General features: G+C 56.7%; 25 protein-coding genes, 1 rRNA gene and 2 pseudogenes. 17 read left to right on the top strand and 11 right to left on the bottom strand.

Translation table 11 applies throughout. From position 1 onward, the window contains the following. Positions 1–194 precede the first annotated feature (194 nt). Positions 195–310 (top strand): 5S ribosomal RNA (gene rrf / locus BMX75_RS15285). Between the two features lie 149 nt (positions 311–459). Next, entirely contained in the window at positions 460–1,530 is a 1,071-nt protein-coding gene (gene rlmM, locus BMX75_RS15280; RefSeq protein WP_175474754.1) for a 23S rRNA (cytidine(2498)-2'-O)-methyltransferase RlmM, read from the top strand. 26 nt (positions 1,531–1,556) lie between these two features. Here the strand turns inward: rlmM and BMX75_RS15275 are convergent, their stop codons facing one another. Then, on the bottom strand, positions 1,557–1,844 hold the full coding sequence (locus BMX75_RS15275) for an antibiotic biosynthesis monooxygenase family protein (RefSeq protein WP_092829377.1): 288 nt from the start codon (positions 1,842–1,844) through the stop codon (positions 1,557–1,559). Between the two features lie 28 nt (positions 1,845–1,872). Here BMX75_RS15275 and tusA point away from each other — a divergent pair, with 28 nt between their 5' ends. Beyond that, the gene (gene tusA / locus BMX75_RS15270) at positions 1,873–2,124 is read left to right on the top strand and encodes a sulfurtransferase TusA (protein WP_092829375.1); all 252 of its coding nucleotides are present in this window, start codon (positions 1,873–1,875) and stop codon (positions 2,122–2,124) included. Between the two features lie 44 nt (positions 2,125–2,168). On the opposite strand, the gene BMX75_RS15265 is transcribed toward tusA, so the two are convergent. From BMX75_RS15265 to BMX75_RS15255, 3 genes are all read right to left on the bottom strand, one after another. Beyond that, positions 2,169–2,864: a hypothetical protein gene (locus BMX75_RS15265; protein WP_092829373.1), complete on the bottom strand. Its 696-nt coding sequence runs from the start codon at positions 2,862–2,864 to the stop codon at positions 2,169–2,171. A 115-nt stretch (positions 2,865–2,979) separates the two neighbouring features. Continuing rightward, positions 2,980–3,966, bottom strand: a complete 987-nt coding sequence (locus tag BMX75_RS15260) for a DUF3080 family protein (RefSeq protein ID WP_092829371.1) — start codon at positions 3,964–3,966, stop codon at positions 2,980–2,982. Then, positions 3,953–5,401 carry an MATE family efflux transporter gene (locus tag BMX75_RS15255; protein WP_092829369.1) on the bottom strand — a complete coding sequence of 483 codons (1,449 nt, stop codon included), beginning with the start codon at positions 5,399–5,401 and terminating at the stop codon, positions 3,953–3,955. Before BMX75_RS15255 ends, BMX75_RS15260 begins: the two co-directional genes overlap by 14 nt. A 124-nt stretch (positions 5,402–5,525) precedes the next feature. Here BMX75_RS15255 and BMX75_RS15250 point away from each other — a divergent pair, with 124 nt between their 5' ends. Continuing rightward, complete coding sequence (locus tag BMX75_RS15250; RefSeq protein WP_092829394.1) at positions 5,526–6,071, top strand: elongation factor P hydroxylase; 546 nt, start codon at positions 5,526–5,528, stop codon at positions 6,069–6,071. Here BMX75_RS15250 and BMX75_RS15245 read toward each other — a convergent pair. After that, positions 6,068–6,547 (bottom strand): hypothetical protein, encoded by a 480-nt coding sequence (locus BMX75_RS15245; RefSeq protein WP_066317435.1) that lies wholly within the window; start codon positions 6,545–6,547, stop codon positions 6,068–6,070. The two genes, BMX75_RS15250 and BMX75_RS15245, sit on opposite strands and share 4 nt — an antisense overlap. 1 nt (position 6,548) lies before the next feature. Further along, positions 6,549–7,412: a TatD family hydrolase gene (locus BMX75_RS15240; protein WP_092829367.1), complete on the bottom strand. Its 864-nt coding sequence runs from the start codon at positions 7,410–7,412 to the stop codon at positions 6,549–6,551. Positions 7,413–7,572: 160 nt separating this feature from the next. On the opposite strand from BMX75_RS15240, the pseudogene BMX75_RS18440 reads away from it, so the two are divergent. The 3 genes and pseudogenes from BMX75_RS18440 to BMX75_RS18430 form a co-directional block, all read left to right on the top strand. Continuing rightward, positions 7,573–8,439: pseudogene (locus tag BMX75_RS18440) on the top strand (ABC-F family ATP-binding cassette domain-containing protein); the annotation flags it as partial. A 150-nt stretch (positions 8,440–8,589) separates the two neighbouring features. Further along, a pseudogene (locus BMX75_RS18435) lies at positions 8,590–8,904 on the top strand (ATP-binding cassette domain-containing protein); the annotation flags it as partial. A gap of 69 nt (positions 8,905–8,973) precedes the next feature. Beyond that, the gene (locus tag BMX75_RS18430) at positions 8,974–9,489 is read left to right on the top strand and encodes an ATP-binding cassette domain-containing protein (protein WP_422822077.1); all 516 of its coding nucleotides are present in this window, start codon (positions 8,974–8,976) and stop codon (positions 9,487–9,489) included. A 51-nt stretch (positions 9,490–9,540) separates the two neighbouring features. Here BMX75_RS18430 and BMX75_RS15230 read toward each other — a convergent pair whose 3' ends face one another. Then, positions 9,541–9,993 carry a universal stress protein gene (locus tag BMX75_RS15230; RefSeq protein ID WP_066317422.1) on the bottom strand — a complete coding sequence of 151 codons (453 nt, stop codon included), beginning with the start codon at positions 9,991–9,993 and terminating at the stop codon, positions 9,541–9,543. A gap of 146 nt (positions 9,994–10,139) precedes the next feature. Between BMX75_RS15230 and BMX75_RS15225 the strand changes: the two genes are divergently transcribed. Then, the gene (locus BMX75_RS15225; RefSeq protein ID WP_092829363.1) at positions 10,140–10,670 is read left to right on the top strand and encodes a preprotein translocase subunit YajC; all 531 of its coding nucleotides are present in this window, start codon (positions 10,140–10,142) and stop codon (positions 10,668–10,670) included. Here the strand turns inward: BMX75_RS15225 and slyA are convergent. Together slyA and BMX75_RS15215 are read right to left on the bottom strand one after the other, a co-directional pair. After that, positions 10,650–11,102, bottom strand: coding sequence for a transcriptional regulator SlyA (gene slyA, locus BMX75_RS15220; RefSeq protein WP_092829361.1), 453 nt, complete (start codon positions 11,100–11,102; stop codon positions 10,650–10,652). The genes BMX75_RS15225 and slyA overlap by 21 nt on opposite strands. Before the next feature lie 70 nt (positions 11,103–11,172). After that, a complete protein-coding gene (locus BMX75_RS15215; protein ID WP_092829359.1) occupies positions 11,173–12,330 on the bottom strand; it encodes a DUF5924 family protein in 1,158 nt (385 codons plus the stop codon). A gap of 210 nt (positions 12,331–12,540) precedes the next feature. Between BMX75_RS15215 and fadB the strand changes: the two genes are divergently transcribed. Together fadB and fadA are read left to right on the top strand one after the other, a co-directional pair. Then, positions 12,541–14,718, top strand: a complete 2,178-nt coding sequence (fadB, locus tag BMX75_RS15210) for a fatty acid oxidation complex subunit alpha FadB (protein ID WP_092829357.1) — start codon at positions 12,541–12,543, stop codon at positions 14,716–14,718. 24 nt (positions 14,719–14,742) lie between these two features. Next, positions 14,743–15,921 carry an acetyl-CoA C-acyltransferase FadA gene (gene fadA / locus BMX75_RS15205; RefSeq protein ID WP_092829355.1) on the top strand — a complete coding sequence of 393 codons (1,179 nt, stop codon included), beginning with the start codon at positions 14,743–14,745 and terminating at the stop codon, positions 15,919–15,921. An 80-nt stretch (positions 15,922–16,001) separates the two neighbouring features. On the opposite strand, the gene BMX75_RS15200 is transcribed toward fadA, so the two are convergent. After that, a complete protein-coding gene (locus BMX75_RS15200; protein ID WP_092829353.1) occupies positions 16,002–17,090 on the bottom strand; it encodes a histone deacetylase family protein in 1,089 nt (362 codons plus the stop codon). 114 nt (positions 17,091–17,204) lie between these two features. Next, positions 17,205–17,666 carry a flavodoxin family protein gene (locus BMX75_RS15195; RefSeq protein ID WP_092829351.1) on the bottom strand — a complete coding sequence of 154 codons (462 nt, stop codon included), beginning with the start codon at positions 17,664–17,666 and terminating at the stop codon, positions 17,205–17,207. Between the two features lie 78 nt (positions 17,667–17,744). On the opposite strand from BMX75_RS15195, the gene BMX75_RS15190 reads away from it, so the two are divergent. The 7 genes from BMX75_RS15190 to BMX75_RS15160 all read left to right on the top strand — a co-directional run bounded on the left by BMX75_RS15190 (position 17,745) and on the right by BMX75_RS15160 (position 24,389). Beyond that, positions 17,745–18,122, top strand: a complete 378-nt coding sequence (locus BMX75_RS15190; protein ID WP_092829349.1) for a DCC1-like thiol-disulfide oxidoreductase family protein — start codon at positions 17,745–17,747, stop codon at positions 18,120–18,122. Between the two features lie 86 nt (positions 18,123–18,208). After that, complete coding sequence (locus BMX75_RS15185) at positions 18,209–18,685, top strand: YbhB/YbcL family Raf kinase inhibitor-like protein (protein WP_066317389.1); 477 nt, start codon at positions 18,209–18,211, stop codon at positions 18,683–18,685. A 278-nt stretch (positions 18,686–18,963) separates the two neighbouring features. Further along, a complete protein-coding gene (locus BMX75_RS15180; RefSeq protein ID WP_066317387.1) occupies positions 18,964–19,428 on the top strand; it encodes an SUF system Fe-S cluster assembly regulator in 465 nt (154 codons plus the stop codon). Positions 19,429–19,507: 79 nt separating this feature from the next. After that, a complete protein-coding gene (gene sufB, locus BMX75_RS15175) occupies positions 19,508–20,950 on the top strand; it encodes a Fe-S cluster assembly protein SufB (protein WP_066317469.1) in 1,443 nt (480 codons plus the stop codon). A gap of 72 nt (positions 20,951–21,022) precedes the next feature. Then, positions 21,023–21,772, top strand: coding sequence for a Fe-S cluster assembly ATPase SufC (gene sufC, locus BMX75_RS15170; protein WP_066317385.1), 750 nt, complete (start codon positions 21,023–21,025; stop codon positions 21,770–21,772). Further along, positions 21,769–23,109 carry a Fe-S cluster assembly protein SufD gene (sufD, locus tag BMX75_RS15165; protein WP_092829347.1) on the top strand — a complete coding sequence of 447 codons (1,341 nt, stop codon included), beginning with the start codon at positions 21,769–21,771 and terminating at the stop codon, positions 23,107–23,109. The genes sufC and sufD overlap by 4 nt, the downstream gene beginning before the upstream one ends. A gap of 14 nt (positions 23,110–23,123) precedes the next feature. Next, on the top strand, positions 23,124–24,389 hold the full coding sequence (locus BMX75_RS15160) for an aminotransferase class V-fold PLP-dependent enzyme (RefSeq protein WP_092829345.1): 1,266 nt from the start codon (positions 23,124–23,126) through the stop codon (positions 24,387–24,389). Positions 24,390–24,391 lie beyond the last annotated feature (2 nt).

Genomic DNA, 24,391 nt, shown 5'->3' with positions numbered 1-24,391 from the left:
GGTGTGGACGCGCTGCAAGGCGTTGAGCTAACGTGTACTAATGGCCCGTGAGGCTTGACCCTATAACACCCAAGGGGTCTGGTCGTGATGATAACGATGAAGCCGGATACGCACTGAGCTGATGAGTATCAGTCAGTGAGAGACGACACGAAACACGTTGTAAACAGTCAGCATGGTATGCATTTAAAGTTACGCCTGACGACCATAGCAAGCGTGAACCACCTGATCCCTTGCCGAACTCAGCAGTGAAACCGCTTCGCGCCGATGGTAGTGTGGGGTCTCCCCATGCGAGAGTAGGTCATCGTCAGGCACCTATACCGTACCCCAGCTTCGAAAGAAGCTGGGGTTTTTTGTTGTGGGACGAACAAAATAAATCGAGCCTTATAAGTGCTATGATGCGCGTCGATAAAATCAACCAGCGGCTGATACCGTTTGTGATGGGTAAAAATTTGAGGTGAAGTGGTGAGTGAAACGGTACCTACGTCATGGTTAGTCTATTGCCGTCCTGGGTTCGAGTATGATGCACTGTCAGAACTGCAGCATCACGCCGCCTTGAATGAGGTTAACTGTGTACCGTCCTATGGTGAAGGATGGGTAAGTTTAACCCACGCCGATGGTGAGCCGATCAACGACCTGCATCGCCAGGCCGCGTTTAACAAGTTGATTTTTGCGCGGCAGAGCCTGGCGGCACTGCCGACACTGACACTATCCCGTGATGATCGTTTGACGCCGATCTTGGAACAGATAAAAGCCAGCCGCTGGAGTTTTGAAGAGATCTGGCACGAAACGCCGGATACCAACGATGGTAAAGCGCTGGCCGGTCTGATCAAGGCGCTGACCAGGCCGCTGGAAAGTATGTTGAAAAAACGCGGGGCGTTAAGGCGGAAAGCCGGTGCCCGGCGGCTACATATATTCTGGACAGCGGGTGATAGGGTACAGCTGGGAATGAGCTTTCCAGGTAACAGAAGCGAGCTGATCAATGGTATTCGTCGTCTCCGCTCACCTTCGCGTGCGCCCAGCCGTTCCACATTAAAGTTGGAAGAAGCGTGGCATGAGTTCATACCGCGTGAGCAGTGGGATGACCGCCTGGCGGACAATATGCAGGCAGCGGATTTGGGCGCGGCGCCAGGTGGGTGGACATGGCAGCTCGTTCAACGGGGCATGTACGTTTATGCCATCGATAATGGGCCCATGGATAAACAATTGATGGCGACAGGGCAGATTGATCACCTTAAGGAAGATGGTTTTACCTGGGAGCCGCCGCAGCGTCTGGATTGGCTGGTATGCGATATTGTTGATAAACCGGTACGCGTCCTGGCAATGGTGGAGCGCTGGTTAACGCGGAAATGGTGCCGCGAGGCCATCTTTAACCTCAAGCTGCCAATGAAGAAGCGCTGGGAGGAAGTATCACGCTGCCTGGCGATGTTGGAGAGTTCATTATCCCAGGCAAACGTATCGGCAGATATTGCGTGCCGTCACCTTTACCATGACCGCGAAGAAGTGACAGTGCACGTAAGGCTGAAGCATTGACGCCAAGCTGATTGGGGCCTGTTGACTTAGCGACTGGCTTCATAAATTCGAATTGTTTCATCTTCTGTCAGAAGCGGTAGAATTTGCTGCATCGCGTTGGCACGCGCTTCACTGCTATGCCATTCATTCCAGGCACGCAGGTCGCGCCATTTGGTAATCATTAAACGACGGTCCGTATGGCCAAGCTCAACAAGACTTTCGCCGCCGACAAAGCCGCGAACGCCCAATGAAGCCCGCATGGCCTCGCGGGCGGCTTGTTCATACTCTTCTTCAAGGCCGGGCATAATACGCCGTTCAATGATGATTTTGATCATAGATTAAGTCTCAACTCCGAGGGTATCGATGTCTGACATTATAAAGGATGCGCCACATCACGATGCGCTATTGGATACCAGTGGCCTTTATTGCCCTGAGCCGATTATGCTGATGCACAATAAAGTCCGCGATATGGCCTCTGGCGATGTATTGAAGGTCATTGCAACAGATCCAGCAACCACCCGTGATGTACCTAAGTTCTGCCAATTTCTAGGCCATGAGCTATTGCTGCAAACTTCAGATTCTGACAAGTACTGGTACTTTATACGCTTGGCATAGCCGATGCGGGGTCTCGCGGGTTATTTTGATAACCCGTGCCCCTATTATTTTTGTGGCAACACGACCATGGCCAGTGCGTCAAGTGTCGCGGGGTCTTCCTCAAGAATGCGATTGGCAATATGGCGCTGAAAAAAGTAGACACTTTGATGCATCGACTTTGCGCTGTAAAGGCAGTCATCCCCCAATAAGATGGGTGTCATTGTTGCTTTATCTTCATCAGCAAGCAGAGCATCAATGCTGCCGTCGCTATAAAGTCGCCAGCCGTAGACGGGCTTCATGTGCCAGGGACTATCGGGCTGGTTCATGCATAAGGCATGGGTGCCCAACGTATCGGGCAATTGCTGGATAAGGGTGATATCACCCGAAGGTTCGTACTCGAAATACTCCGCGGCGGAGGCAAGCTCATCGGCTTTGTGGTCTGGCGGGGAGGTGAAGATTTCTTCCGTTTCGGGGTCGCGATAGCCAATGAATCGCCCATCTTCATGGCGGTGAAGTTCATGGCAGTCGGTTAGCTGCTCCATCCACGGGACTAAACCAACGACATTGCCGTCTTCCCTGAGGCCCCAGGCAAGCAGAGGCATTCCATAATAGCTGTCCGGATCCGACGCCAACTGATATACCATTTCCAACCCATCCAGCTCTGGCGCTAGACGCACAAGGGTCTTTTGCGCCAGTTGACGCTGACGTACAGAATCCAGGTCGATGACCTGGGCAGAGCGGGGTGACAGGGGTGCGCCCATAGAGTCCCTCCTTCGTACTGCGTGGCCACGACATTGGCAAACCAGACATGCATCTGTTCGCCGCATACTTCACCAATAGCACAGGTTGGCGCGAAGGTTAAGGGTAAACGACGTTTTAATTAGACGCGCAATTAGAAAATTGAGCCCTTGCGCGCTCATGGGATTTGATGGCGGCCTGATAGCGTTGCCAGGGTGTATCGGGCGCCTGCAGTGATAACCAACTGGACTGGTAAGCCTGTATTGCCTCTGGCGCGGCGATGGGGTGGAGGTCGATCACGCCATTGACCGCGGTCAACCATCGCCTGGCCACGTCAGACAGGTCGGCCAGATGTTGCTTGTTCCATCGAGGGAGGCAGGTTTCGTCTGGTCTGGCATGCCCATTCAGGTATTTGCTGGCGTCTTCAAGCCGTTGAGCCGCCAGCATGAGCGTGCGCAACATCTCGGCGGTCAAAGGGCGTGCTCGTAGCGTATTAAGTTGGTCTTCCAGTCTTGATGAGTCCTGCTGCCAAGCGAGGCTGAATTGATGCTCCACCATTTGCTGCAGGTAGCGCACGGCTTCAAGCTGGGGCTCAATCGACGGCATGGCGTCGATCTTCAGAGGGTGGCTGGCCCGCGCAAAACTGTCGGTCCATTCGTCAGAGTCAAAAATGGCATTCCAACTGACATAGGGCAGCTGCGTTGTTTTGGTATGCATCAGTTGATTCAGTCGTTCACGGTTTTCTGCACTCAGTGCGTCAGGAACATCGCTTGTCCAGCATAACGTTAAACGTTGCCACAGCGTTCGTTCATAAAGCCATTGCTGGCTGGGTGGAGCGACCTTGCCCAGTTGGTTATTGCGGGCGGCGACGAGGGATGTGATCTCGCATTCGCGCAAGGCATAGACGTTGAGCAGTGAGTCGCGGGTTTCTGCGATGTCGAACAGGCGCGCTTCACGAGCCGGAAACGCACCGATATTAGGCGGTGGGCGCGTCTCGATGGGCCCATCGGCCAATGCGCTTTCAAGCTGCTGGTGGTAAGCCTCCCAGGGGGCCTCTGCCTGATGCGGGTCGGCGCAGCCGAGCAGCGTCAAGGGTAAACCCCATATCCAGTCAAAGCGTTTCATGCTGACTCCTGATAGCAGAGGTGCGTCGGCTTATAACGTGCAGCCGCCAAGCCAGAAGCAAGGCCGCAGTGCTCAAGCCCGCAATCAAGCCGATCCAGTAGCCATGCACGCCCAGCGGGCCAAAGGCATTGCCCAGTCCTTGCGATCCCAGCCAGTGACCCCCGCCAAGACCCACCAGCCAATATGACAATACCGTAATGACCATGACGATCCGCGTATCCTTATAGCCTCTGAGGGCGCCCGCCAGATTTACCTGAAGCGAATCGGAGAGCTGGAAAATGGCCGCCAGAGCAATAATCGAGAGTGCCAGCGACTGTATGGCTTGATTGGACGTATAGAGCGCAATCACAGGCGCGGCCGTTGTCCATAGCAGCAGACTGTTCAATGCGGCAACAATGACGCTGATGATAATACCGTTCCAGGCTACGCGGCGGGCATGCGACATTCGTTGTTGCCCTAGCGTATTCCCCACCCGGACGGTTAGCGCCATACTAAGCGACATGGGCAACATAAACAGAATGGTGGTGTAACTCAGAGCAATCTGATGGGCGCCGACGGTGACTTCGCCAAAGCTGGCGATAAATAAGGCAATCAGCGTGAACAGGGTAACCTCAACGAAAATGGCCACGCCAATGGGGACACCGACCACCAGGAGTTCCTTAATGCCGGGCCAATTGGGAAACGATAACCGCTGCCACAATGAGATGCCGTGATAGTGATCGGTGTAGTGGGTATAAATGGCCATCGCAATTGCCATGGTCCACATGGACAGCGCCGTGGCGACACCACAGCCCAGTGCGCCCAAGGCTGGCAGTTGCTGTAGTGCATCAGGTAGCCATGGCCCCAGCAGGCTGGTCAGGGCGTCGCCGCCGTTGATCAGTAGATAGTTGGCAGGTATGTTGACAGCCAAGCCAATCAGACTGATCCATAGGGCAGGCCGGGTATGGTTCATGCCATCCGAAAAAGCCCTGAGCGCCTGGAAAAGGGCGATGCCCGGCATCCCAAAGGCGACGGCGGCGAGATACGCAGCGGAGGCGTGTGCTACCTGCGTCGGCACTTCCATCAGCTCGAAAATGGGCAGTACGCTTACCCAAAGCAGGAGTGCCGCCAACAGCCCCAGTGTGATGGCAACCCAGAGCCCCTGATGTACTGCGGGTCGAATAGCGGTTTGGCGCTGCCCGCCCAGCAGGTGCGCGACAATGGGCGTCAGGCCCATTAAGGTGCCGGTCATGAACAGCATTAATGGCATCCATAGACTGGAACCCACCGAGACAGCAGCCAGCGCAGTGGCATCATGGCGACCTGTCATGACAACATCGACCACGCTCATGCCCGCCTGGGCAAGCTGAGCACCACAGATGGGAAGCGCCAGACGCACAAGTTGGCGCGTTTCAAGCCAGTCAACCGGACTGAATTTTTCCAACACACGACCCACGGGGTAACTCCTGGGCAATACGGCCCTCAAAGCTCGTTAGGTTAGCAGGTATACTGGGCAAAATTATGCTGCTGATGAGGCTAATGTGCGTGACACTCAACCGCAATGGACGCTCGACGACGTGATGACATTATTCGATGGTGTTTTTTTCGAGCGTTACCAAACCCGCCTGGTAAAAGGTGATGAGGAACCCCTTTATCGACCGGCCGATGACAAGACGCCTTACCATCAAATTATTTTTGCCCATGGTTTTTTCGCCAGTGCGTTACACGAAATCAGTCATTGGTGTATTGCAGGGGCCGAGCGGCGACAAAAAGAAGACTATGGCTACTGGTATTTGCCGGATGGCCGGGATGCTGAGCAACAACGCGCGTTCGAGCAGTCCGAGATAGCTCCGCAAGCGCTGGAATCACTGTTTGCCGAGGCGTGTGGGCGTGAGTTTCATGTCAGCGTTGATAACCTGGGTGGCGATGCCGCGGTGGATCGTGAAGCATTTGCCGAAAAAGTGGCCCAGCGTGCCGCCCGCTACAAGGAAGAAGGCCTGCCAGCACGCGCCAACGCCTTTGCCTGTGCGTTGGCGCGTTACTATCGCCACCAGGATACGCTTACCGAGGCCGTGGCCCATGGGCATGCCGTGCTGGATCGGGCGGGCTCAATGGCGAGCGCTTAATCGTCTTCGGTTAGTCTCTGGTGTAAAGACAGCATGACTTCCAATTCATGTTCGGGCCGCATTGGCTCGAGTCCCAACTCGCTGAATGTTTCCCGGCGCTGGCGATGCCATTCGCCAGGCGTGATGGACGGATAAAGAACCGATGCGGGGGCCAGTTCAACAAAAGGATCGAGTCCATAGGTGTCGAAGAGACGCGCAAGGGCCGCTTCATCATCGCCGTTGTCGCTGGTATATAGCGTCGCGGAAAAGTGGTCGTTCTCAAGCTCGCGGATCACTTCAAGGGGGCTTACCCCCAGGCTCTCCAGCTCTTCGATGCTGTAGGCACCCATGGCATTGGTGTCTTCCTTGATCCAGCTATCGTCAGGGTGGATCAATGTCTGTTTAACTCGACCATCGGTTAGTGACCAGGCAATGGCTAGGGGAAGGCCATCATCTTCGCCTGTCTCAATGGCAATAAACCCTGGATAATCGGCCACGCTAGTACTCCTTTAAAGATTCCGTGGGAAGGCGGAAAAAACGTTGGGCGGTCTGTGTGGTAGCAGCCCCCATGTCAGCTTCACTGATGCCACGGCACTCGGCAATTTCCCTGACAATCCATGGCAGCAGGGCAGGTTCGTGTCGGCGGCCCTTGAGTTTTGCTGGCAGGTTACGTGGCAGCAAATAGGGGCAATCGGTTTCTACCATCAGCCGGTCAAGTGGAATTTCACCGACCAACGGGCGTAAATGATGGCCGCGCCGCTCGTCACAAATCCAGCCTGTCAGGCCTATATGCAAGTCTAGGTCGAGATAGCCAAATAGCGTATCGCGGTCAGCGGTAAAACAATGCACCACGGCCTGACTGATCTCATCTCGCCAGGCATGCAGCATCTCGCGCATTCGTTGACCGGCGTCGCGCTCATGCACAAACAGCGGTAAACCGCTCTCGGCCGCCAGGGCAAGCTGTGCTTCAAACGCACGCTCCTGTTCACGGGGCGTCGAGAAATTGCGATTGAAATCAAGCCCGCATTCACCCACGGCAACAACTTCCGGTCTGGCATGCAGCCTGGCCATTTCAGCTGCTATGGCGTTGTTCCACTGGCTTGCATCGTGGGGGTGTATCCCGGCGGTGGCGTAGAGGCCGGGAAAGCGGTGCGCGAGTGAAACAGCCTGCTCGGCATGCTGGATGTCGGTGCCGGTAACGATCATTGTGGTGACATGGGCTGCCTGCGCCCGTTGAATGACGGCTTCCAGATCCCGCCCAAAGCTTTCATGGGTCAGGTTGGCCCCGATATCAACCAGCGGCGCGCTGGACCGGAACTGTAGCGCGTCGGGTAAAAAATCATCGATATAAGCGGTTCCCAAGCGGCACTCCCCTTAATTCGCAAAAGGCGCATTGTAACGTCAGGCGTCAGCTGACGGCTATCGGTGGTTCGAGACATAAGGGAATTGTGCCTTATTAACGTTGTCCGCCCAGTCCGCGCATGCGTTACACTGTGCGCCTCATGATGAAGGAGGACACTGCGTGACCCTGTTACGACTCGAACAGCTGCAACTTGCCTACGGCACCCAGGTACTGCTCGACCGCGCCGATCTCACGGTTGAGAGAGGCGAGCGGCTGGCGTTAGTCGGGCGCAACGGCACCGGTAAGTCTACCTTGCTGAAACTGGTCGCCGGCGATATCCAGCCGGACGATGGCTCGATCTGGCGGGCACCCGGCTTGAAAATCGGCGTGTTAGCCCAGGAACTGCCCGACTCGTCCGGCATGACGATTTTCGACATGGTGGCGCAAGGACTGCCCGAGGCCGGAGAGTTACTGTCGGAATACCAGCATTTGATCAATGACCCTGACCCTGACATGAATCGCATGGCCACCTTGCAAACTCGCCTGGAGGCGATTGATGGGTGGTCGTTTCATCAGCAGATTGACGTGGTGCTGACGCGCTTGGGGTTGCCTCCGGAAGCCGAGATGAGTGCCCTTTCCGGTGGCTGGCGGCGCCGCGTCGCACTGGCCCGGGCGCTGGTTGCCCAGCCTGATCTGCTGCTCCTCGACGAGCCGACCAACCACCTGGACCTGGATACGATTGCCTGGCTGGAAGAGCAGCTGCTCGCATTCAACGGCGCGGTGTTGCTGATTACCCACGACCGGGCATTCCTTTCCAAGCTGGCGACCAACATCCTTGAATTGGACCGTGGCAAGCTTGGGCACTATCCTGGTAACTACGCTGAGTACCAGGCGCGCAAGCAGCACGAGCTTGAAGTGGAAGCCCGGGAAAACGCCGAGTTCGATAAAAAGCTGGCCCAGGAAGAAGTCTGGATTCGTCAGGGGATCAAGGCTCGCCGGACGCGTAACGAAGGCCGGGTGAGGGCCCTCGAGGCGATGCGCAACGAGCGCAGTCAGCGCCGTGAGCGTCAGGGAACGGCTAACCTGTCGGTTGACAGTGGAGAACGCACCGGCAAGCGCGTCGTCAAGCTGAAAGGCGTCAGTCAGCGATTCGGCGATGACACCATTATCCGCGATCTGAATCTTGAAGTGATGCGCGGGGATCGGATTGGCTTTCTGGGGCGTAACGGTGCCGGTAAAACAACCCTGCTCAAGATATTGCTCGGCGAGATTGAGCCGACGGAAGGCACTGTCCAGTTGGGCACCAACCTTAAAGTGGCTTACTTCGACCAGCTACGTGCAGGGCTCGAGCCCGAGAAAACGGTCTACGACAACGTTGCCCAGGGAAGTGATCGAGTCAGTGTCGGTGGTAAAGACCGCCACGTGATGAGCTATCTGCAGGATTTCCTGTTCACCCCCGACCGCGTCCGCCAACCGGTAAAAGCGCTCTCGGGCGGCGAGTCCAATCGCCTGTTGCTGGCCAAGCTGTTCACCCAGCCCGCCAATGTGCTGGTGCTCGATGAGCCAACCAACGACCTGGACATGGAAACCCTGGAGCTTCTGGAAGAGCTGCTGCTGAATTTCGAAGGAACGCTGCTGTTGGTGTCCCACGACCGGACCTTTATGGATAACGTGGTCACCAGTATGCTGGCGTTCGAAGGTGAAGGCGTTGTGCGTGAATACGTCGGCGGCTATACCGACTGGATTCGTCAAGGGGGCAAGTTGCCACCGGCTCCCTGGGAAGGGGCGGCAAGGCAGAACGCCGAGCCGACGGCAACGGTAACTAAAGAAAAGCACAGCGCAACCGCTGCACCGGCGCAAAAGCCGGTCAAGCTTTCCTATAAGCTACAGCGTGAACTTGATGCGTTACCCGCCGAGATAGAGCGTTTGGAAAACAACGTGGAAGCACTGGAGCAGGAAGCCGCCGACCCGGCATTCTATCAGCAGGACGCGAGCGACGTGACGGCCAAACTGAAAGCGCTTGAGCAGACGCAGCAAGCATTGGATGCGGCCATGGAGCGCTGGATGGCCCTGGAGGCGATGGCCAACGGTGAATAAGCAGCGTGTTGAAGGTGCCGGTATCACCGGCACCTTCAATCGCACCCGGCATTATTCGTCGCTTTCTTCGCCTTTTTTACCCACGCGAACCGCCAGCACATCACATTGGGCACCATGCAACACCCCGGTGGAGGTGGAGCCAAGCAGCAGTGCAAACCCATGACGTCCGTGAGAGCCGACGACAATCAAGTCAACGCCGTGTTCTTCAGCGAAGCGATGAATTTCTGTATCCGGCATACCCACCACCACGTGTTGATCTGCCTCGGCAATGTGGGGAGACGCTATGTCGGCCAGGCGTTTCTTGGCGTGATCGTCAAGCTGGTCCTGAATGCTGGTCAAATCCATCGGGATATCGCCGCCGTAGGCAAAACCCAGGGGTTCAAGCGTATGCATGATAGAAATCTTGGCGCGGTCATTGCGCTCAGCAATCGCGATGGCCCGATCCAGAATTTTCTGAGAGTCTTTGGTCAAGTCGACGGCAACCAGAATATGGTGATAGCTCATGGCCTATCTCCTTAGTGAGTAACAAGCAGTTTTATGTATCTAATGCTCTCTACTTTAAGTGGCGTGCCCCATCTTAACAACGACCTGGATCATGGTTTTTACGCACTCTCCATTCAAGTGTGGCTCAGTTTGAAGGAAATGTAGAAATGGAATGGTTGATTATTGTCTTTATCATGCTGTTTGTCCTGGCGCCGGTGATGTGGTTAAAACCGAGCCCGCGACAAAAGCGAACCATGGCAATGCGCCTGCACGCCAGCCGTAAAGGGGTAACGATCAAGCAGCAAAAACCACCGCTTCATGGTTTCAGGGGCACCATGCCCGCTTACCGCTGGTACTATCCCCAGCAGCAACCAGGGCCTGATTTCTTGCTCGTCCGCGACCAGCATGCCAGCCAGGAACTCGAACCCTACCATGCAGGGTGGCGCTGGCGCATAGCACCGCTCAGGCCCATCCCTGCCGCTGCTGAAACGCCACTGAAAGCGTTGCTGGAACGCCTGCCACTGGATGCGCTGGTGGTTGAGTCAACGCCCAATTCTCTGACCCTGTGGTGGTGGGAGTCGCAGAATGCCGCGCGTTTTGACACCTATCTGGATGATTTTAATCAGCTACGCGACCAACTGTCGGGGCAGGCGGATAGCGCTCCTCAAGAGCCTCTGTCAGGAAGCCGCTTCCTGTAGATCGCGCGCCTGAATGGCGAGCCCGTTTTGCTCAATGCGTTCCAACCATTCCCCCAGTTGTTCAAGGTCTGCTTCCGAGAGACCCTCGAACATTTCCTTGCGGGCTTCCTTCGCGACACTGTCAATCTGCTCAAGCAGTGGCATGGCCGCATCCGTCAGGTGAATACGTTTGCTGCGACGGTCGCTATCGCAGGCCCGCCGCTCCACCAGCCCCTGCTCTTCAAGCTGACTGAGAGTGCGAACCAGGGAGGGAGCCTCGACACCAATTGCCCGGGCCAGGTCACACTGTGGCTGGCCGTCGCCCAGACGCCACAGATGATACAGCGTCACCCAGCGCGTTTGCGTAAGGCCAAGCGGCGCCAGACGGCGATCCAATATGGAACGCCATAGATGGGGCAGGCGAGCAATGCGAAAACCAATTGATGATGCCATGATCTGCTAGTTACCAGTCAAAGTGAATAAACGGATTGTCATAATCTCAGGCGCTGAATGCAAGACACGATCACTGCTCAGCGTCGCTTTGGTCAACGTCTCGGTCACGGCCGGCGATAAAGCGCTGAAGATTCAACCGGCTCAAGCCCGCTGGCCGAATGTCGCTATCTGCCAACGTCGCCTTGTCGGTATCCTCGCTGACGGTAAACCGAATCAGGCCCAACCGCTGGCCGCTATCCGTCATGATGTCCACCCGCCAGCGGCCAGACGGGTCTTCGGGGAAATTCAGCTTGTGGCTCCAGGCCCGGTAACCTTCTTCGCGTCCGCCATTGATATTCAGGTCGACGACGTCCAACTGCTCACCATTGTGATGCCATACATGGGAAACCGTTTCACTCAACCCCCGGGGGGCTCTAATGGCGGTATACACATAAAGGCCGCTTTGTTTAATTGCCTGAGGGGTCAATGCAATGGAGCCGCGCGGTTCTCGTTGCTGAATATTGAGCGCCGGTGACAGCGCCGTGCCGGTCATCCATAAGCTGGCTGGTGGTACCCAGGCGCGCCCGAACCAGGCCAGGCCTGCCACTAATAACATCATGGCGAGTAACGGAAACCAGCCGCTGAATGAGCGTTGTCTCAGCAGGTGCCAGAAGCTGGGTATGGCCACTACCAGCATGGTTGCAATGGCCAGCAACAAACTCTGTCCGGTGGTCAGGTGAAGCATGATCGGCAACGTGACCAGCACCACCAAAAACACACACAGGGCATGAAACATGAAATAGAGACTGCGCCAGCGACCGGCAATCTTGTAATACAAAGGGTCAATAATCGACAGCACCGCCATGGCCACGACGCAAAGCGTGAACAGACTTTGACCGCTGTTCCAGACAGTGGTGATCAAAATAAACGGCAGTGTGAAAAATAACGTTTCCTGGTGGATCATCTGCGCGATGAACGAGGCAACGCCTTTGGGCAGGGTAGGATAGCCTCGACGGGCAAGCCAGCGACCGACCAGGCTTTCTGAGAGAAGTAACAGCCAGGCGAATAAAAGCCCCAATGCCAGCGCTGCCCCCAGCCATTGCTGGCGATCCACAAGAAAGAAGCTGCCCAGGCCGGCCGCAAAGGCTAAAGGGGGCCATAGCCAGCTCCATGGTTTTAAACGAACGACGAGTCGTTCCACAAACGATTGCAAAGCGGCGATGCGTGCCTGTGTGAGCAGCGTGCTCATATCAAATAACCCGGATGATCAACGAGTCGTGATCCTAACAGCCCGAACGCTTGGTGGGGAGCGCTGGTCGAAGGGGTATGTGGAATTAGCCGAAAGTCAGGGCTTGACGTTCTTGGGTAACTCAACCAAGCTTACGCAATCAAACGACCGTATGAAATGCGAGGTGTGTCCCGCTGCTCGGGACCGCCCGAACTTGTGGAGAGAGCGCGGATGATCTATCAAGGCAATGCCATCACGGTGGAACGTCGTGACACCCATGGTGGTAATGACATCGCAATGCTCACTTTCGATTTGAAAGATGAGTCCGTCAACAAGCTGTCCAGCGCAGTGATGACAGAGCTGGGAGAGGCCGTCAACGCCCTTCAGGCCGAAACCGGGGTGCAGGGGCTGGTCATTGGCAGTGCCAAAGAAGCCTTTATTGTCGGTGCCGACATTACCGAATTTCACGGCATGTTCTCCAAGGGCGAGGAGCAGATTGCCGAGATGCTTGATCGGGTACATGGCATCTTCAACGCCATTGAAGACCTGCCTTTCCCCACGGTAGCAGCGATTAATGGCCTGGCGCTGGGTGGCGGCTGTGAAGTACTGCTGGCCGCCGACTTCCGCGTCATGAGCGAAAAAGCCAAGATCGGTCTGCCGGAAACAAAACTGGGCATTCTGCCGGGCTGGGGCGGCTGTGTGCGCCTGCCGCGGCTGATCGGTGCCGACAACGCGATTGAATGGATTGCCGGTGGCACTGAGAATCGGGCTGATGCGGCGCTCAAGATGGGGGCCGTCGACGCGGTGGTTGCCCATGAGCTGCTCCAGGACGCTGCACTGGATATTCTCGACCGCGCCAACAGCGGTGAGCTTGACTATCAGGCGCGTCGAGAAGAAAAGACCAGCCCGCTCAAACTTAACGCCATCGAGCAGATGATGGCCTTTGAAACCGCCAAGGGCTATGTGGCAGGCAAAGCAGGGCCGCATTATCCTGCGCCGATTGAAGCGATCAAGGTGATCCAGAAGGGCGCTGGCGAGGAGCGTGGTCGTGCCCAGGCGATCGAGGCCAAGGCCTTTGCCAAGCTGGCGCTGAGCAGCGTGGCATTCAATCTGGTGGGGCTGTTCCTCAACGACCAGGTGGTCAAGAAAAAGGGCAGCAAGTACGAAAAGCAGGCGCAGCCGGTGAAGCAAACGGCCGTGCTGGGCGCCGGTATCATGGGCGGCGGTATTGCCTATCAGAGTGCTTCCAAAGGCACGCCCATCCTGATGAAAGATATCAAGGATGACGCCATCGAGCTGGGCCTCAAGGAAGCTCGCAAGCTGTTTGCCAAGCAGGTGGAGCGCAACAAGCTGACTACCGAGCAGATGGCCGAAAAGCTTAGCAATATTCGCCCGACGCTCTCCTACGGTGATTTCGGCAATGTCGATCTGGTCGTCGAAGCAGTCGTTGAGAACCCGAAAGTCAAAGACGCGGTGCTCACGGAGGTCGAAGGGGTCGTCGGTGAAAACACCATTCTCACTTCCAACACCTCGACCATTTCGATCAACCGCCTGGCCAAGAACCTGAAGCGTCCGGAAAACTTCTGCGGTATGCACTTCTTCAACCCGGTGCACCGCATGCCGCTGGTGGAAGTGATCCGCGGCGAGAAAACCTCGGATGCCGCGGTGGCCGCCACAGTCGCCTACGCGCGGGCCATGGGCAAGACGCCGATCGTGGTCAACGACTGCCCTGGGTTCCTGGTCAACCGGGTGCTGTTCCCTTACTTCGGTGGCTTTAGCTTACTTGTCGAGCAAGGCGCCGACTTCCAGCAGGTCGACAAAGTCATGGAGAAATTTGGCTGGCCCATGGGCCCTGCCTATCTGCTTGACGTGGTCGGCATGGATACGGCGGTTCACGCCAATGAGGTCATGGCCGAAGGCTTCCCCGATCGTATGGCGCGGGATGGCAAGACCGCCATCCAGGTCATGTACGACAACGAGCGCCTTGGCCAGAAGAATGACAAGGGCTTTTACGCCTACGAAGAGGACAAGAAAGGTAAGCCCAAGAAAGTCAGCGACGATCAGGCTTACGCCTTGGTCAAAGAGGTCGTCAAAGAGCACAAGGAGTTTTCCGACGAGGACATCATTGCCCGCATGATGGTGCCGCTGTGCCTGGAGACCGTTCGCTGCCTGGAAGACGGGATTGTCGAGACGCCTGCCGAAGCCGACATGGCGCTGATTTACGGTATCGGCTTCCCGCCGTTCCGCGGTGGCGCACTGCGCTACATCGATGCCATGGGCGTGGCCGAATTCGTCAAGCTGGCCGAGGGCTTGGCCGAGGAGCTGGGGCCGCTCTACGCGCCTACCGACAAGCTACGTCAAATGGCTGAAAACAATGAGTCTTTCTATGCCGCTGGCGCCCAGGCCTAAGTCACCACGTACAGGAGAAATATGATGAGTTTGAATCCGAGAGATATCGTGGTGGTCGACGCCGTACGTACCGCCATGGCAAAAGCCAAAAATGGCGCTTTCCGCAACGTCCGGGCTGAAAATTTGTCCGCGGCTGCCATGCAGGCCTTGTTTCAGCGCAACGCCAACCTGGATGCCACAGAAGTCGACGACGTGATTTGGGGATGTGTTAACCAGACGCTTGAACAGTCGATGAACATTGCCCGTAACGCGGCCATCATGACGGGTATTCCGCGCTCGGTACCGGCGCAGACCGTCAACCGGCTATGTGGCTCTTCCATGAGCGCGCTGCATATCGCCTCGGCCAATATCAAGGCCGGTATGGGGGATTTCTACATCATCGGCGGCGTCGAGCACATGGAACATGTGCCCATGACTCATGGCGTTGACGTCAACCCCGCGGCCAGCAAGCACGCCGCAAAAGCCGCCATGATGATGGGCCTGACCGCTGAGCTGCTGGGCAAGATGCACGGCGTTTCCCGTGAGGACCAGGACAAGTTTGGCGTACGCTCCCACCAGCGTGCCCAGGCGGCGATGGAAAAAGGCTACTTTGACAACGAAATCATCGGCGTCGAAGGCCACGACCAGCAAGGCTTCAAGGTGATGGTCAAAAATGACGAAGTGATTCGTCCTGATGCCAGCCTGGAATCGATGGCTAACCTCAAGCCGGTGTTTGACCCCCGCAACGGTACCGTGACGGCAGGTACCTCTTCGGCGCTGTCGGTGGGCGCTTCCGCCATGGCGGTGATGAGCTACGAGCGCGCCCAGGCCCTGGGGCTCGAGCCGATTGCCAAGGTGCTGTCTACCGGCGTGGCAGGGTGTGATGCGTCCATCATGGGTTATGGGCCGGTGCCTGCCTCCAAGAAGGCGCTGAAAGCCGCTGGGCTTTCCGCTGCGGATATTCAGACCGTCGAGCTCAACGAAGCCTTTGCCGCTCAGGGCATTCCCGTGCTGAAAGACCTGGGTTTCCTGGATGCCATGGACGAAAAGGTGAACCTGCACGGCGGTGCCATCGCGCTGGGGCACCCGCTGGGCTGCTCGGGCTCGCGTATCTGCACCACATTGTTAAACGTCATGCAGCAGCGCGACACGACCTTGGGCCTTGCCACGATGTGTATCGGCATGGGGCAGGGCGTTGCGACGGTGTTTGAGCGGTTGAAATAACCACGCGGTCCCCGTCAGATAGTAAAAACGGCACCTCATGAGGTGCCGTTTTTATTTGCGAAGCCCTATTTTAGAAGAGGCTATTCAGACTGAAATGCCGTGCGGTGAAAATCCGCTGCCGCTTGGACTTCGGCAATACCGCAGGTATCGGGCACCGGTACGGTATTGCCTGCGAGTACCGCAAGGACGGCTCGCGTGCCGTTAGCCAGCGATTCCAGGTTATAACCCCCTTCCAGTACGAAGACCAGGCGGCCATCGCAGTGTTGCTCAGCCAACTGTTGTAGAAAGCCGGTTAGTGCGCCAAACCCGTCGTAGGAGACATTGAGTGCCAAGTCGTGCCAGTGCGGATCAAACCCGGCGGAGACGAGAATAATATCCGGTTTAAACCACGCAGCCGCCGGTGCCAGAATGTCGCGGAACGCCTTGAGGAAGGCCTCGTCGCCGGCGCCGGCAGGCAGTGGAACATTGATGGTGGTGCCTTCGCCGAGGCCGGCACCAACCTCATCCAGGTGGCCTGAACCAGGGTAAAAAGGCGCGGCGCGGTGTATGTCGAAAAACATGACATCGGGCTCGGCCCAAAAAATATCCTGGGTGCCATTGCCGTGGTGAGCATCCCAATCAACGATCAGTACGCGTTCACAGCCCAGGGCGCTTCGCGCATGGGCTGCAGCAACCGCGACATTGTTAAATAAACAAAAGCCTCGAGCACGAACGGGTTCAGCATGGTGGCCAGGCGGTCTGATGAGGGCAAACGCGCTCTTGGTGCGTTTTTCCATGACGGCTTCGACAGCGGCAATGGCTGTTCCGGCTGCCACTTCTGCCGCATCGACGCTGCCGGGTGATACCGCTGTGGTATCCACATCCAGCCAGGCATTTTTACCCCGTAAGCTAAAAATGTCGCTTAGGTAGGAGGTCGTGTGTACCCGTGCTAACTGCTCATGGGTGGCGGCTTTGCCGCCTTCGATTATCAGCCCATCAATGGGGGATTTTTTAAGCAACTGTTGAATAGCGCCTAGCCGCCCTGGATGTTCGGGGTATTTCCAGGGAACTGGCAGTCCGTCGAGTAGGTTGCGTATTCGCTTGTCGATCCTGTCAGGTAAAAAATCGGCGTCGATGTTGGGTTCGTGGGCAAGTACACGATCATCATAAAAGGCGATGACGTTGTGCATAGTAGCTACCTGAATGTAGACATTGTAATGGTAAGCACACCGGCGGTGGTGAAGGTATCTATATGATACGACCAGCATGACATGCTTTTTTATAGTAAGGCAGGCTTTGCAGCGTTATACAATGCCATTATCCAGGCTGAACGCTAAATAGAGCCCCAACTCCTCCACCTGAGCGGCAAAGTCCTCCTGCCATCTTCCCTGCAGGATGAGGGGTGGCTGTACCCACCGCCAGCGCAGGCCGGAAACGATGCTTTCCACCGCTCGTCGTGTGCCGGTCCCGTCAAGCCCGGCACGAATGTATAGGGCACAAGGTAGGCCCTGTTTTTCCTCTATGACGCCGTAGTAGCTGCGATCGAAAAAATCCTTGAGCGCACCGCTCATATAACCCAGGTTTTCCGTAGTGCCAAGCAGGATGCCATCGCAGGCCAGTACATCGTCAGGACCAGCCTCGAAAGGGGTCTTGACCACGCAGCGCACGTTTTCAAGGTCGGTGTGTGTCGCACCACGATAAGCTGCATCGCTGAGCGCCTGGGTGTTCGATGAAGGAGTATGGGCAACGATGAGTAGCTGTTTCATGAGGTAACCTGTGGGGATGAGGTTTGCGTCGTTGCAGCAACATGCCACACTAACTATCCACCTGTTCCAAGAGCCTATATGCCCACGAATGCCATGATCAACGTGTATTACGATGCGATCTGCCCTGGCTGCCGCAAAGATCGACGGCGCTTTGAGCGCTGGGCAGGTAAGCGCGCCAGGGATATTGACTGGTTCGGTGTGACCGAGCATCAGCAACGCCTGCGCGACAAGGGAATAGCGCCGGAAGCTGCCTTGCGATCGCTGCATATTGAGCTGAGTGACGGGCGCATGATTGAGGGTATTGATGCCTATCGGTTACTCATGCAGCGGATACCGTTATTTTATCCCGCGGCATGGTTGATCGGTTTGCCTGGCATCAAGCAGGCGTTGCGCCGTTACTACGATCACTGGGTGGAGAAACGCTTGAAGCGTGAAGGTCGCTGGCCGCCCCAGTAAAGGGCTTGTCACCTGATGACATTGACAACGCTGCGCTTTTCGACAAGGCTTTTGGCACTTCTCACTGGAAGATCAAGGAGAGAAATATGGCGTTTGCTCTATCTTCAATGCAGGTAACCAGCAGTGCCTTTGCGAATCATCAAGCGATTCCCGCAAAGCATAGTGCCGAGCAAGATGATGTATCGCCTGCACTGGCTTGGCAGGGCGCACCCGAGGGTACCAAGGGTTTCGCCGTTGTTTGCCACGACCCCGATGCGCCGCTGGTTAAAGACGGCACCTACGGGTTTGTTCATTGGGTGCTGTATAACCTGCCGGGCGATCTCAACGAGCTGAGTGAAAATACGGCGCTGGGCACCGCCGGTGCCAATGACTTCGGCAACCAGGGGTATGGTGGCCCCATGCCGCCAGAAGGCCATGGTACGCATTATTATTATTTTTGGGTGCTGGCGCTTGACCATCAAACGGCCTTGCCCGAAGGGCTGACACTCAACGAGTTGCTGCGTGAAATCGAGCCAAACCTGTTAGGCATGAACCGACTGGTCGGCACCTATCAGCGCGATTGACGCTGCCACGGCAACAGGGGACGATCATTTTCCCCTCGTTCTCTGATGAAACCCGCGAAATCCTCGCGGGTTTTTTCGCGCAGCATCTCGCCCAGCAGTCTGATAGTTTCATTGAATGATAATGATTAGCTTTTTTGATGTTATCAGCGGCGAACGTGTCAGGAAATTGCGCTATTTGATAAGGAATTTGCAGAAGGGCTTCACATCAAATTTATACAGGACTAAAATGGTACTCAATTGAGTGGATAGGCCAAATGCAATGGCTAATGGGAGTCGACATGCTTAAGCTTTCCCGGCTGACAGACTATGCCGCCGTGGTCATGGCGCAGATTGCCCGTCAGTCACAGGCGTCACATGCGGCGGCAGACCTGGCCGATGCGGTGCAGCTGCCTCATCCGACGGTAAGCAAAACGCTCAAAATGCTGGTGAAAGCAGGACTTCTTGAGTCACAGCGCGGCGCCCAGGGCGGCTACCGGCTTGCCCGGCCTGCCTCCCAGATTTCGGCGGCAGACATTATCTCTGCCATTGAAGGCCCTGTGGCAATGACCGAGTGCAGCCAGGCGGAAGGTGACTGCGAGCTCGTGGCCACCTGTGGTGTGGCGGACAACTGGCAGCGCGTATCGCTCGCCATTCGCACACTGCTTGAAAGCGTGACGCTTGCACATTTGGCCGACACCACACCGATCAAGCTACCCGTACAGCTACCAATTCAAAGCATAAGTCTATCGGCAGCTACCGCATGATCAGCATGACCGATACAGGCACTTATCTCTTATTGACGGCGAGCTAACCTCGCCACCCAACTGCCCGGAGGGTATGACCATGGCAACCGAAGAAATGGAACAGTTGGTTCGTCGCGATTACAAAGAAGGCTTTGTAACAGATATCGAAAGCGACACCCTGCCACCTGGCCTGGACGAAAACACCATCGCCTTTATCTCCAAAAAGAAAGGTGAGCCGGAGTGGATGCTGGAGTGGCGCTTGGAGGCGTTCCACAAATGGCAGGAAATGAAAGAGCCTTCCTGGGCGCACCTGAATTATCCGCCGATCGATTACCAGTCGATTTCCTACTTCAGTGCACCGAAGCGTCCCGAAGATCGTCCCCAGAGCCTCGACGAAGTCGATCCCAAGCTACTGGAAACCTACGAGAAACTGGGCATTCCGCTGCATGAGCGGGCAGCGCTTGCCGGTGTTGCGGTAGATGCCGTGTTCGACTCGGTATCGGTGGCCACCACCTTCAAGAAGCAGCTCGCCGAGGCCGGTGTCATCTTCTGTTCGATCTCTGAGGCGATCCGTGACTACCCGGAACTGGTTAAACAGTACCTGGGGACCGTGGTGCCACAAAACGACAACTATTTTGCGGCGTTGAACTCTGCCGTGTTCACCGACGGGTCCTTTGTCTTCGTGCCGGAAGGCGTGACCTGCCCGATGGAGCTGTCGACCTACTTCCGTATCAATGCGGCCAACACCGGCCAGTTCGAGCGTACGCTGATCATCTGTGAAAGCCGGGCTCAGGTTTCCTATCTGGAAGGCTGCACCGCGCCGATGCGCGACGAAAACCAGCTGCACGCGGCGGTGGTAGAGCTTGTCGCACTGGACGATGCCTATATCAAGTATTCCACGGTCCAGAACTGGTATCCCGGCGATGAAGACGGCAAGGGCGGTATTTACAACTTCGTGACCAAGCGTGGCGAATGCCGCGGCGCGCGTTCGCGGATCAGCTGGACCCAGGTTGAAACCGGATCAGCCATCACCTGGAAGTACCCCTCCTGCGTGCTACGCGGTAAAGACAGTATCGGCGAGTTCTATTCTGTCGCCGTGACTAACGGCCGCCAGCAGGCCGATACCGGTACCAAGATGATCCACATCGGCGAGGGCACCCGGTCCTATATCGTCGCCAAGGGTATCTCTGCCGGTAAGAGCGACCAGTCCTACCGGGGTCTGGTGAAAATCGGCCCGCGCGCCAAAGGAGCCCGTAACTTTACCCAGTGCGACTCGCTGCTGATAGGTGACAAGTCAGGTGCGCATACCTTCCCGTACCAGGAAATAGGTAACAGCACGGCCAAGATTGAACACGAAGCGACCACGTCCAAAATTGGTGAAGACCAGCTGTTCTACTGCCAGAGCCGGGGTATCACCGAGGAAGACGCGGTCAGCATGATCGTTAACGGCTTCTGCAAGGACGTGTTCCAGGAATTGCCGATGGAGTTCGCGGTCGAGGCCGAAGCGCTCCTGAACGTGACACTGGAAGGCGCGGTAGGCTAAGCGCGCCACGGTACCAGACAACTTTTATGAGCGTCGCGTAAGCGATCTGTAAGCATTTGAAGGGTTTTTACTATGTTGGAAGTTAAAGATTTACACGTCACCGTCGAAGGCAGCGAGATTCTCAAAGGCCTCAGCCTGACAATCAACGAGGGCGAAGTGCATGCGCTGATGGGCCCTAACGGCGCGGGTAAATCCACGCTGTCGGCGGTAATTGCGGGCAAGGATGGCTACGAGGTCACCCAGGGCAGCATTACCTTCAAGGGTCAGGACGTGCTGGAAATGGAAATCGAAGAGCGTGCCCAGGCAGGCCTGCTGTTGGGTTTCCAGTACCCGGTCGAAATTCCCGGGGTAAAAAATATCTACCTGCTCAAAGCCGCCCTCAACGCCCAGCGTGCCGCGCGTGGTGAAGACGAGTTGCCTGCACCTGAGTTCATGAAGCTGGTGAAAGAGAAGCTTGGCCTGATGAAGATGGATGCCAGCTTTTTGCAGCGTGCGGTCAACGAAGGCTTTTCTGGCGGCGAGAAGAAGCGCAACGAAATTCTGCAAATGCTGGTGCTGCAACCCAAGCTCGCCATGCTTGACGAGATTGACTCGGGGCTTGATATCGACGCCATGAAAGTCGTTGCCGACGGGGTCAACAGCCTGCGCGCCCAAGACCGCGCGATTCTGCTGGTGACCCACTACCAGCGCCTGCTCGATTACATCGTCCCGGACAAGGTTCACGTTCTGGTCGACGGGCGCATTGTCAAAACCGGCGATGCAGAGCTTGCCAAAGAGCTGGAAGCCAACGGGTACGAAGGCATTGAGGAGTCTGCGGCATGAGCGATACGCAAACGTTTTTGGACACGCTGAACGCGCGTAGCCAACAGCGCGACGCTGAGCCGACCTGGATCGCGGCTCGCCGTCAGGCTGGCGCGGCACGCTTCGAGGCCGTTGGCTTTCCCACGCGCCGTGATGAAGAGTGGAAATACACCGATGTTCGCTCTATTGCCCAGGGCAATTTTGCCCTGGCGGAAAGTGCCGAGTTCTCCCAGGCCCAGGCAGCCGCATTGACGCTGCCCCTGGATGCCTACCGGCTGACGTTTGTCGACGGCGTGTTTTCATCAGCGCTGTCTGATCTGGAGGCACTGCCCGATAGCGTTCAGGTGCTGCCGCTGTCCAAGGCGCTGACCGACAATCATGAAGCCGTTGGCGGGCCGTTGGGTCGTCTGACAAGCGTGGATTTTTCCGCCTTCGCGGCACTCAATACGGCGTTTATGGAAGAAGGTGCCGTGGTACGCATCGCGCCGGGGACAGTGGTTGAAAAGCCCATTCTGCTGCAATTCCTTTCCCGTGCCGGTACGCCAGTGATGAGCCATCCGCGTATTCTGGTAGAAGCGGGTAGCCGCAGCGAAGCGACGCTGATCGAACATTACGCCGGTCAAACCGATGCCACGAATTTCACCAACGTGGTGGCTGAGCTGATGCTGGACCGTGGTGCGATTCTGAACCACTACAAGCTTCAGGAAGCACCGCTGGGCGATATGCACGTGGCCAGTATCCATGTCGAGCAAGGCCGCGATACCCGGTATAGCTCCTACAACTTGAATCTGGGCGGTGCGCTGGTGCGTAACGACCTGATCAGTGATTTGAACGGCCAGGGGGCTGAAACCAATTTCCTCGGGCTGTTCTTCGGCCAGGGTCGCCAGCACGTCGATAATCACACCAAGGTCAATCATAATGCGCCGCTGACGTTCTCCAACGAGAACTACAAGGGCATTCTGGATGACCGTGCCCACGGCGTGTTTAACGGCAAGGTATATGTCAAACGCGACAGCCAGAAGATAGAAGGTTTCCAGAGCAACCAGAACCTGTTGCTTTCCGACCGTGCTCACATCGACGCCAAGCCTGAGCTCGAAATCTACGCGGACGACGTCAAGTGCTCCCACGGCACGACCACCGGCCAGCTCGATGAAGAAGCCATCTACGCATTGCGCACCCGGGGAATCGACGAAGCGACCGCTCGCGGTTTGCTGACACTGGCGTTTGCCGGTGAAGTGCTGGAGCAGGTGGCGCTGGATGCCGTGGCCGAGCGCGTGGAGCTTGCCGTCGCCGGTAAATTGCCAGAGCGTTTCAACCTTGCCGGGTTGGTAGAAGCAGCGGTTTCGCTCAACGACTAATCAAGGAGCTATCGATGCCCCATACCGTGATTGAGACGCCCTTGGAGCAAGACAGCGCGCGCTATGACGTGGCCGCGCTGCGCCGGGAATTCCCGGTGCTTAGCCGCGAGGTTAACGGCAAGCCGCTGATCTACCTGGACAATGCGGCGACCAGCCAGACGCCGCAGCCAGTGATAGACGTATTCAGCGATTACTACTCGCGCTATAACGCCAACATTCACCGTGGTCTGCACACCCTGGCCGATGAGGCCACCGCGGCGTTTGAGGGCACGCGTCAGCGGGTGAAAGGGTTTCTCAATGCGGAAGACGCGCGTCAGATTATCTTTACCCGAGGCACCACCGAGGCGATTAACCTGGTGGCTCAAAGCTGGGGGCGCACCCAACTGCATCCTGGCGATGAGGTGCTGATATCGATGCTGGAGCACCATTCCAACATCGTGCCCTGGCAACTGCTGGCAGCCGAGCGCGGGTTTACCATCAAGGTCATTCCCGTGGACGCAAATGGCGCGCTGGATATGGACGCCTATCGGGAACTGTTGAGCGAGCGTACCAAGCTGGTCGCGGTCAATCACGTGTCCAATGCGTTAGGTACCATCAATCCCGTTAAAGAGATGACGTCGCTGGCGCATCAGTTTGGCGCCTTGACCCTTGTCGATGGCGCCCAGGCCGCGCCGCATCAACGGGTTGACGTACAGGACATCGATGCCGATTTCTATGCCTTCTCGGGGCATAAGGTCTACGGGCCTACCGGCGTTGGTGTGCTGTATGGCAAAAAAGCGCTGCTGGAAGCAATGCCTCCCTGGCAGGGTGGCGGTGAGATGATCGACACCGTTTCCTTTGACGCGGGCACTACCTTTGCTGCTATTCCGCACAAGTTCGAGGCGGGTACACCGGCAATTGCCGAAGTCATTGCCTTGGGTCGCGCCCTTGAGTGGATGGAAGGTGTCGGGGTCGAGGCGATCAGTGCCTGGGAAGGCGTATTGCTTGATCACGCCACCCAGGCGGTCAGCCAAGTGGACGGGCTGCGTATTCTGGGTACCGCACCGAACAAGGCAGGCGTGCTATCCTTCGTGGTTGACGGGGTGCATGCCCAGGATATTGGCCTGTTGATCGACCAGTTGGGCGTAGCGATCCGTACGGGGCATCACTGCGCTCAACCGCTCCTGCATCACTTTGGGGTAGAAGCAACGTGTCGGGCCTCATTTGCTGCGTATAATACCCTTGAAGAGGTAGACACCTTTGTAGCGGCGCTCAACCGCGTTATCGGAATGGTGCGCTAAGG

It is taken from the genome of Vreelandella subterranea (genome assembly GCF_900111305.1).
Classification (GTDB): domain Bacteria; phylum Pseudomonadota; class Gammaproteobacteria; order Pseudomonadales; family Halomonadaceae; genus Vreelandella; species Vreelandella subterranea.
Note: the sequence above shows the minus strand (reverse complement) of the source record. Positions and strands in the feature narration are given on the sequence as shown.

Coding starts and splice junctions, on each gene's coding strand:
- BMX75_RS15275 (WP_092829377.1), bottom strand. CDS start 1,844: ATGATCAAAATCATCATTGAACGGCGTATTATGCCCGGCCTTGAAGAA.
- tusA (WP_092829375.1), top strand. CDS start 1,873: ATGTCTGACATTATAAAGGATGCGCCACATCACGATGCGCTATTGGAT.
- BMX75_RS15265 (WP_092829373.1), bottom strand. CDS start 2,864: ATGGGCGCACCCCTGTCACCCCGCTCTGCCCAGGTCATCGACCTGGAT.
- BMX75_RS15260 (WP_092829371.1), bottom strand. CDS start 3,966: ATGAAACGCTTTGACTGGATATGGGGTTTACCCTTGACGCTGCTCGGC.
- BMX75_RS15250 (WP_092829394.1), top strand. CDS start 5,526: ATGACATTATTCGATGGTGTTTTTTTCGAGCGTTACCAAACCCGCCTG.
- BMX75_RS18430 (WP_422822077.1), top strand. CDS start 8,974: ATGGAAACCCTGGAGCTTCTGGAAGAGCTGCTGCTGAATTTCGAAGGA.
- BMX75_RS15230 (WP_066317422.1), bottom strand. CDS start 9,993: ATGAGCTATCACCATATTCTGGTTGCCGTCGACTTGACCAAAGACTCT.
- BMX75_RS15225 (WP_092829363.1), top strand. CDS start 10,140: ATGGAATGGTTGATTATTGTCTTTATCATGCTGTTTGTCCTGGCGCCG.
- slyA (WP_092829361.1), bottom strand. CDS start 11,102: ATGGCATCATCAATTGGTTTTCGCATTGCTCGCCTGCCCCATCTATGG.
- BMX75_RS15215 (WP_092829359.1), bottom strand. CDS start 12,330: ATGAGCACGCTGCTCACACAGGCACGCATCGCCGCTTTGCAATCGTTT.
- fadB (WP_092829357.1), top strand. CDS start 12,541: ATGATCTATCAAGGCAATGCCATCACGGTGGAACGTCGTGACACCCAT.
- fadA (WP_092829355.1), top strand. CDS start 14,743: ATGAGTTTGAATCCGAGAGATATCGTGGTGGTCGACGCCGTACGTACC.
- BMX75_RS15200 (WP_092829353.1), bottom strand. CDS start 17,090: ATGCACAACGTCATCGCCTTTTATGATGATCGTGTACTTGCCCACGAA.
- BMX75_RS15195 (WP_092829351.1), bottom strand. CDS start 17,666: ATGAAACAGCTACTCATCGTTGCCCATACTCCTTCATCGAACACCCAG.
- BMX75_RS15190 (WP_092829349.1), top strand. CDS start 17,745: ATGCCCACGAATGCCATGATCAACGTGTATTACGATGCGATCTGCCCT.
- BMX75_RS15185 (WP_066317389.1), top strand. CDS start 18,209: ATGGCGTTTGCTCTATCTTCAATGCAGGTAACCAGCAGTGCCTTTGCG.
- BMX75_RS15180 (WP_066317387.1), top strand. CDS start 18,964: ATGCTTAAGCTTTCCCGGCTGACAGACTATGCCGCCGTGGTCATGGCG.
- sufB (WP_066317469.1), top strand. CDS start 19,508: ATGGCAACCGAAGAAATGGAACAGTTGGTTCGTCGCGATTACAAAGAA.
- sufC (WP_066317385.1), top strand. CDS start 21,023: ATGTTGGAAGTTAAAGATTTACACGTCACCGTCGAAGGCAGCGAGATT.
- sufD (WP_092829347.1), top strand. CDS start 21,769: ATGAGCGATACGCAAACGTTTTTGGACACGCTGAACGCGCGTAGCCAA.
- BMX75_RS15160 (WP_092829345.1), top strand. CDS start 23,124: ATGCCCCATACCGTGATTGAGACGCCCTTGGAGCAAGACAGCGCGCGC.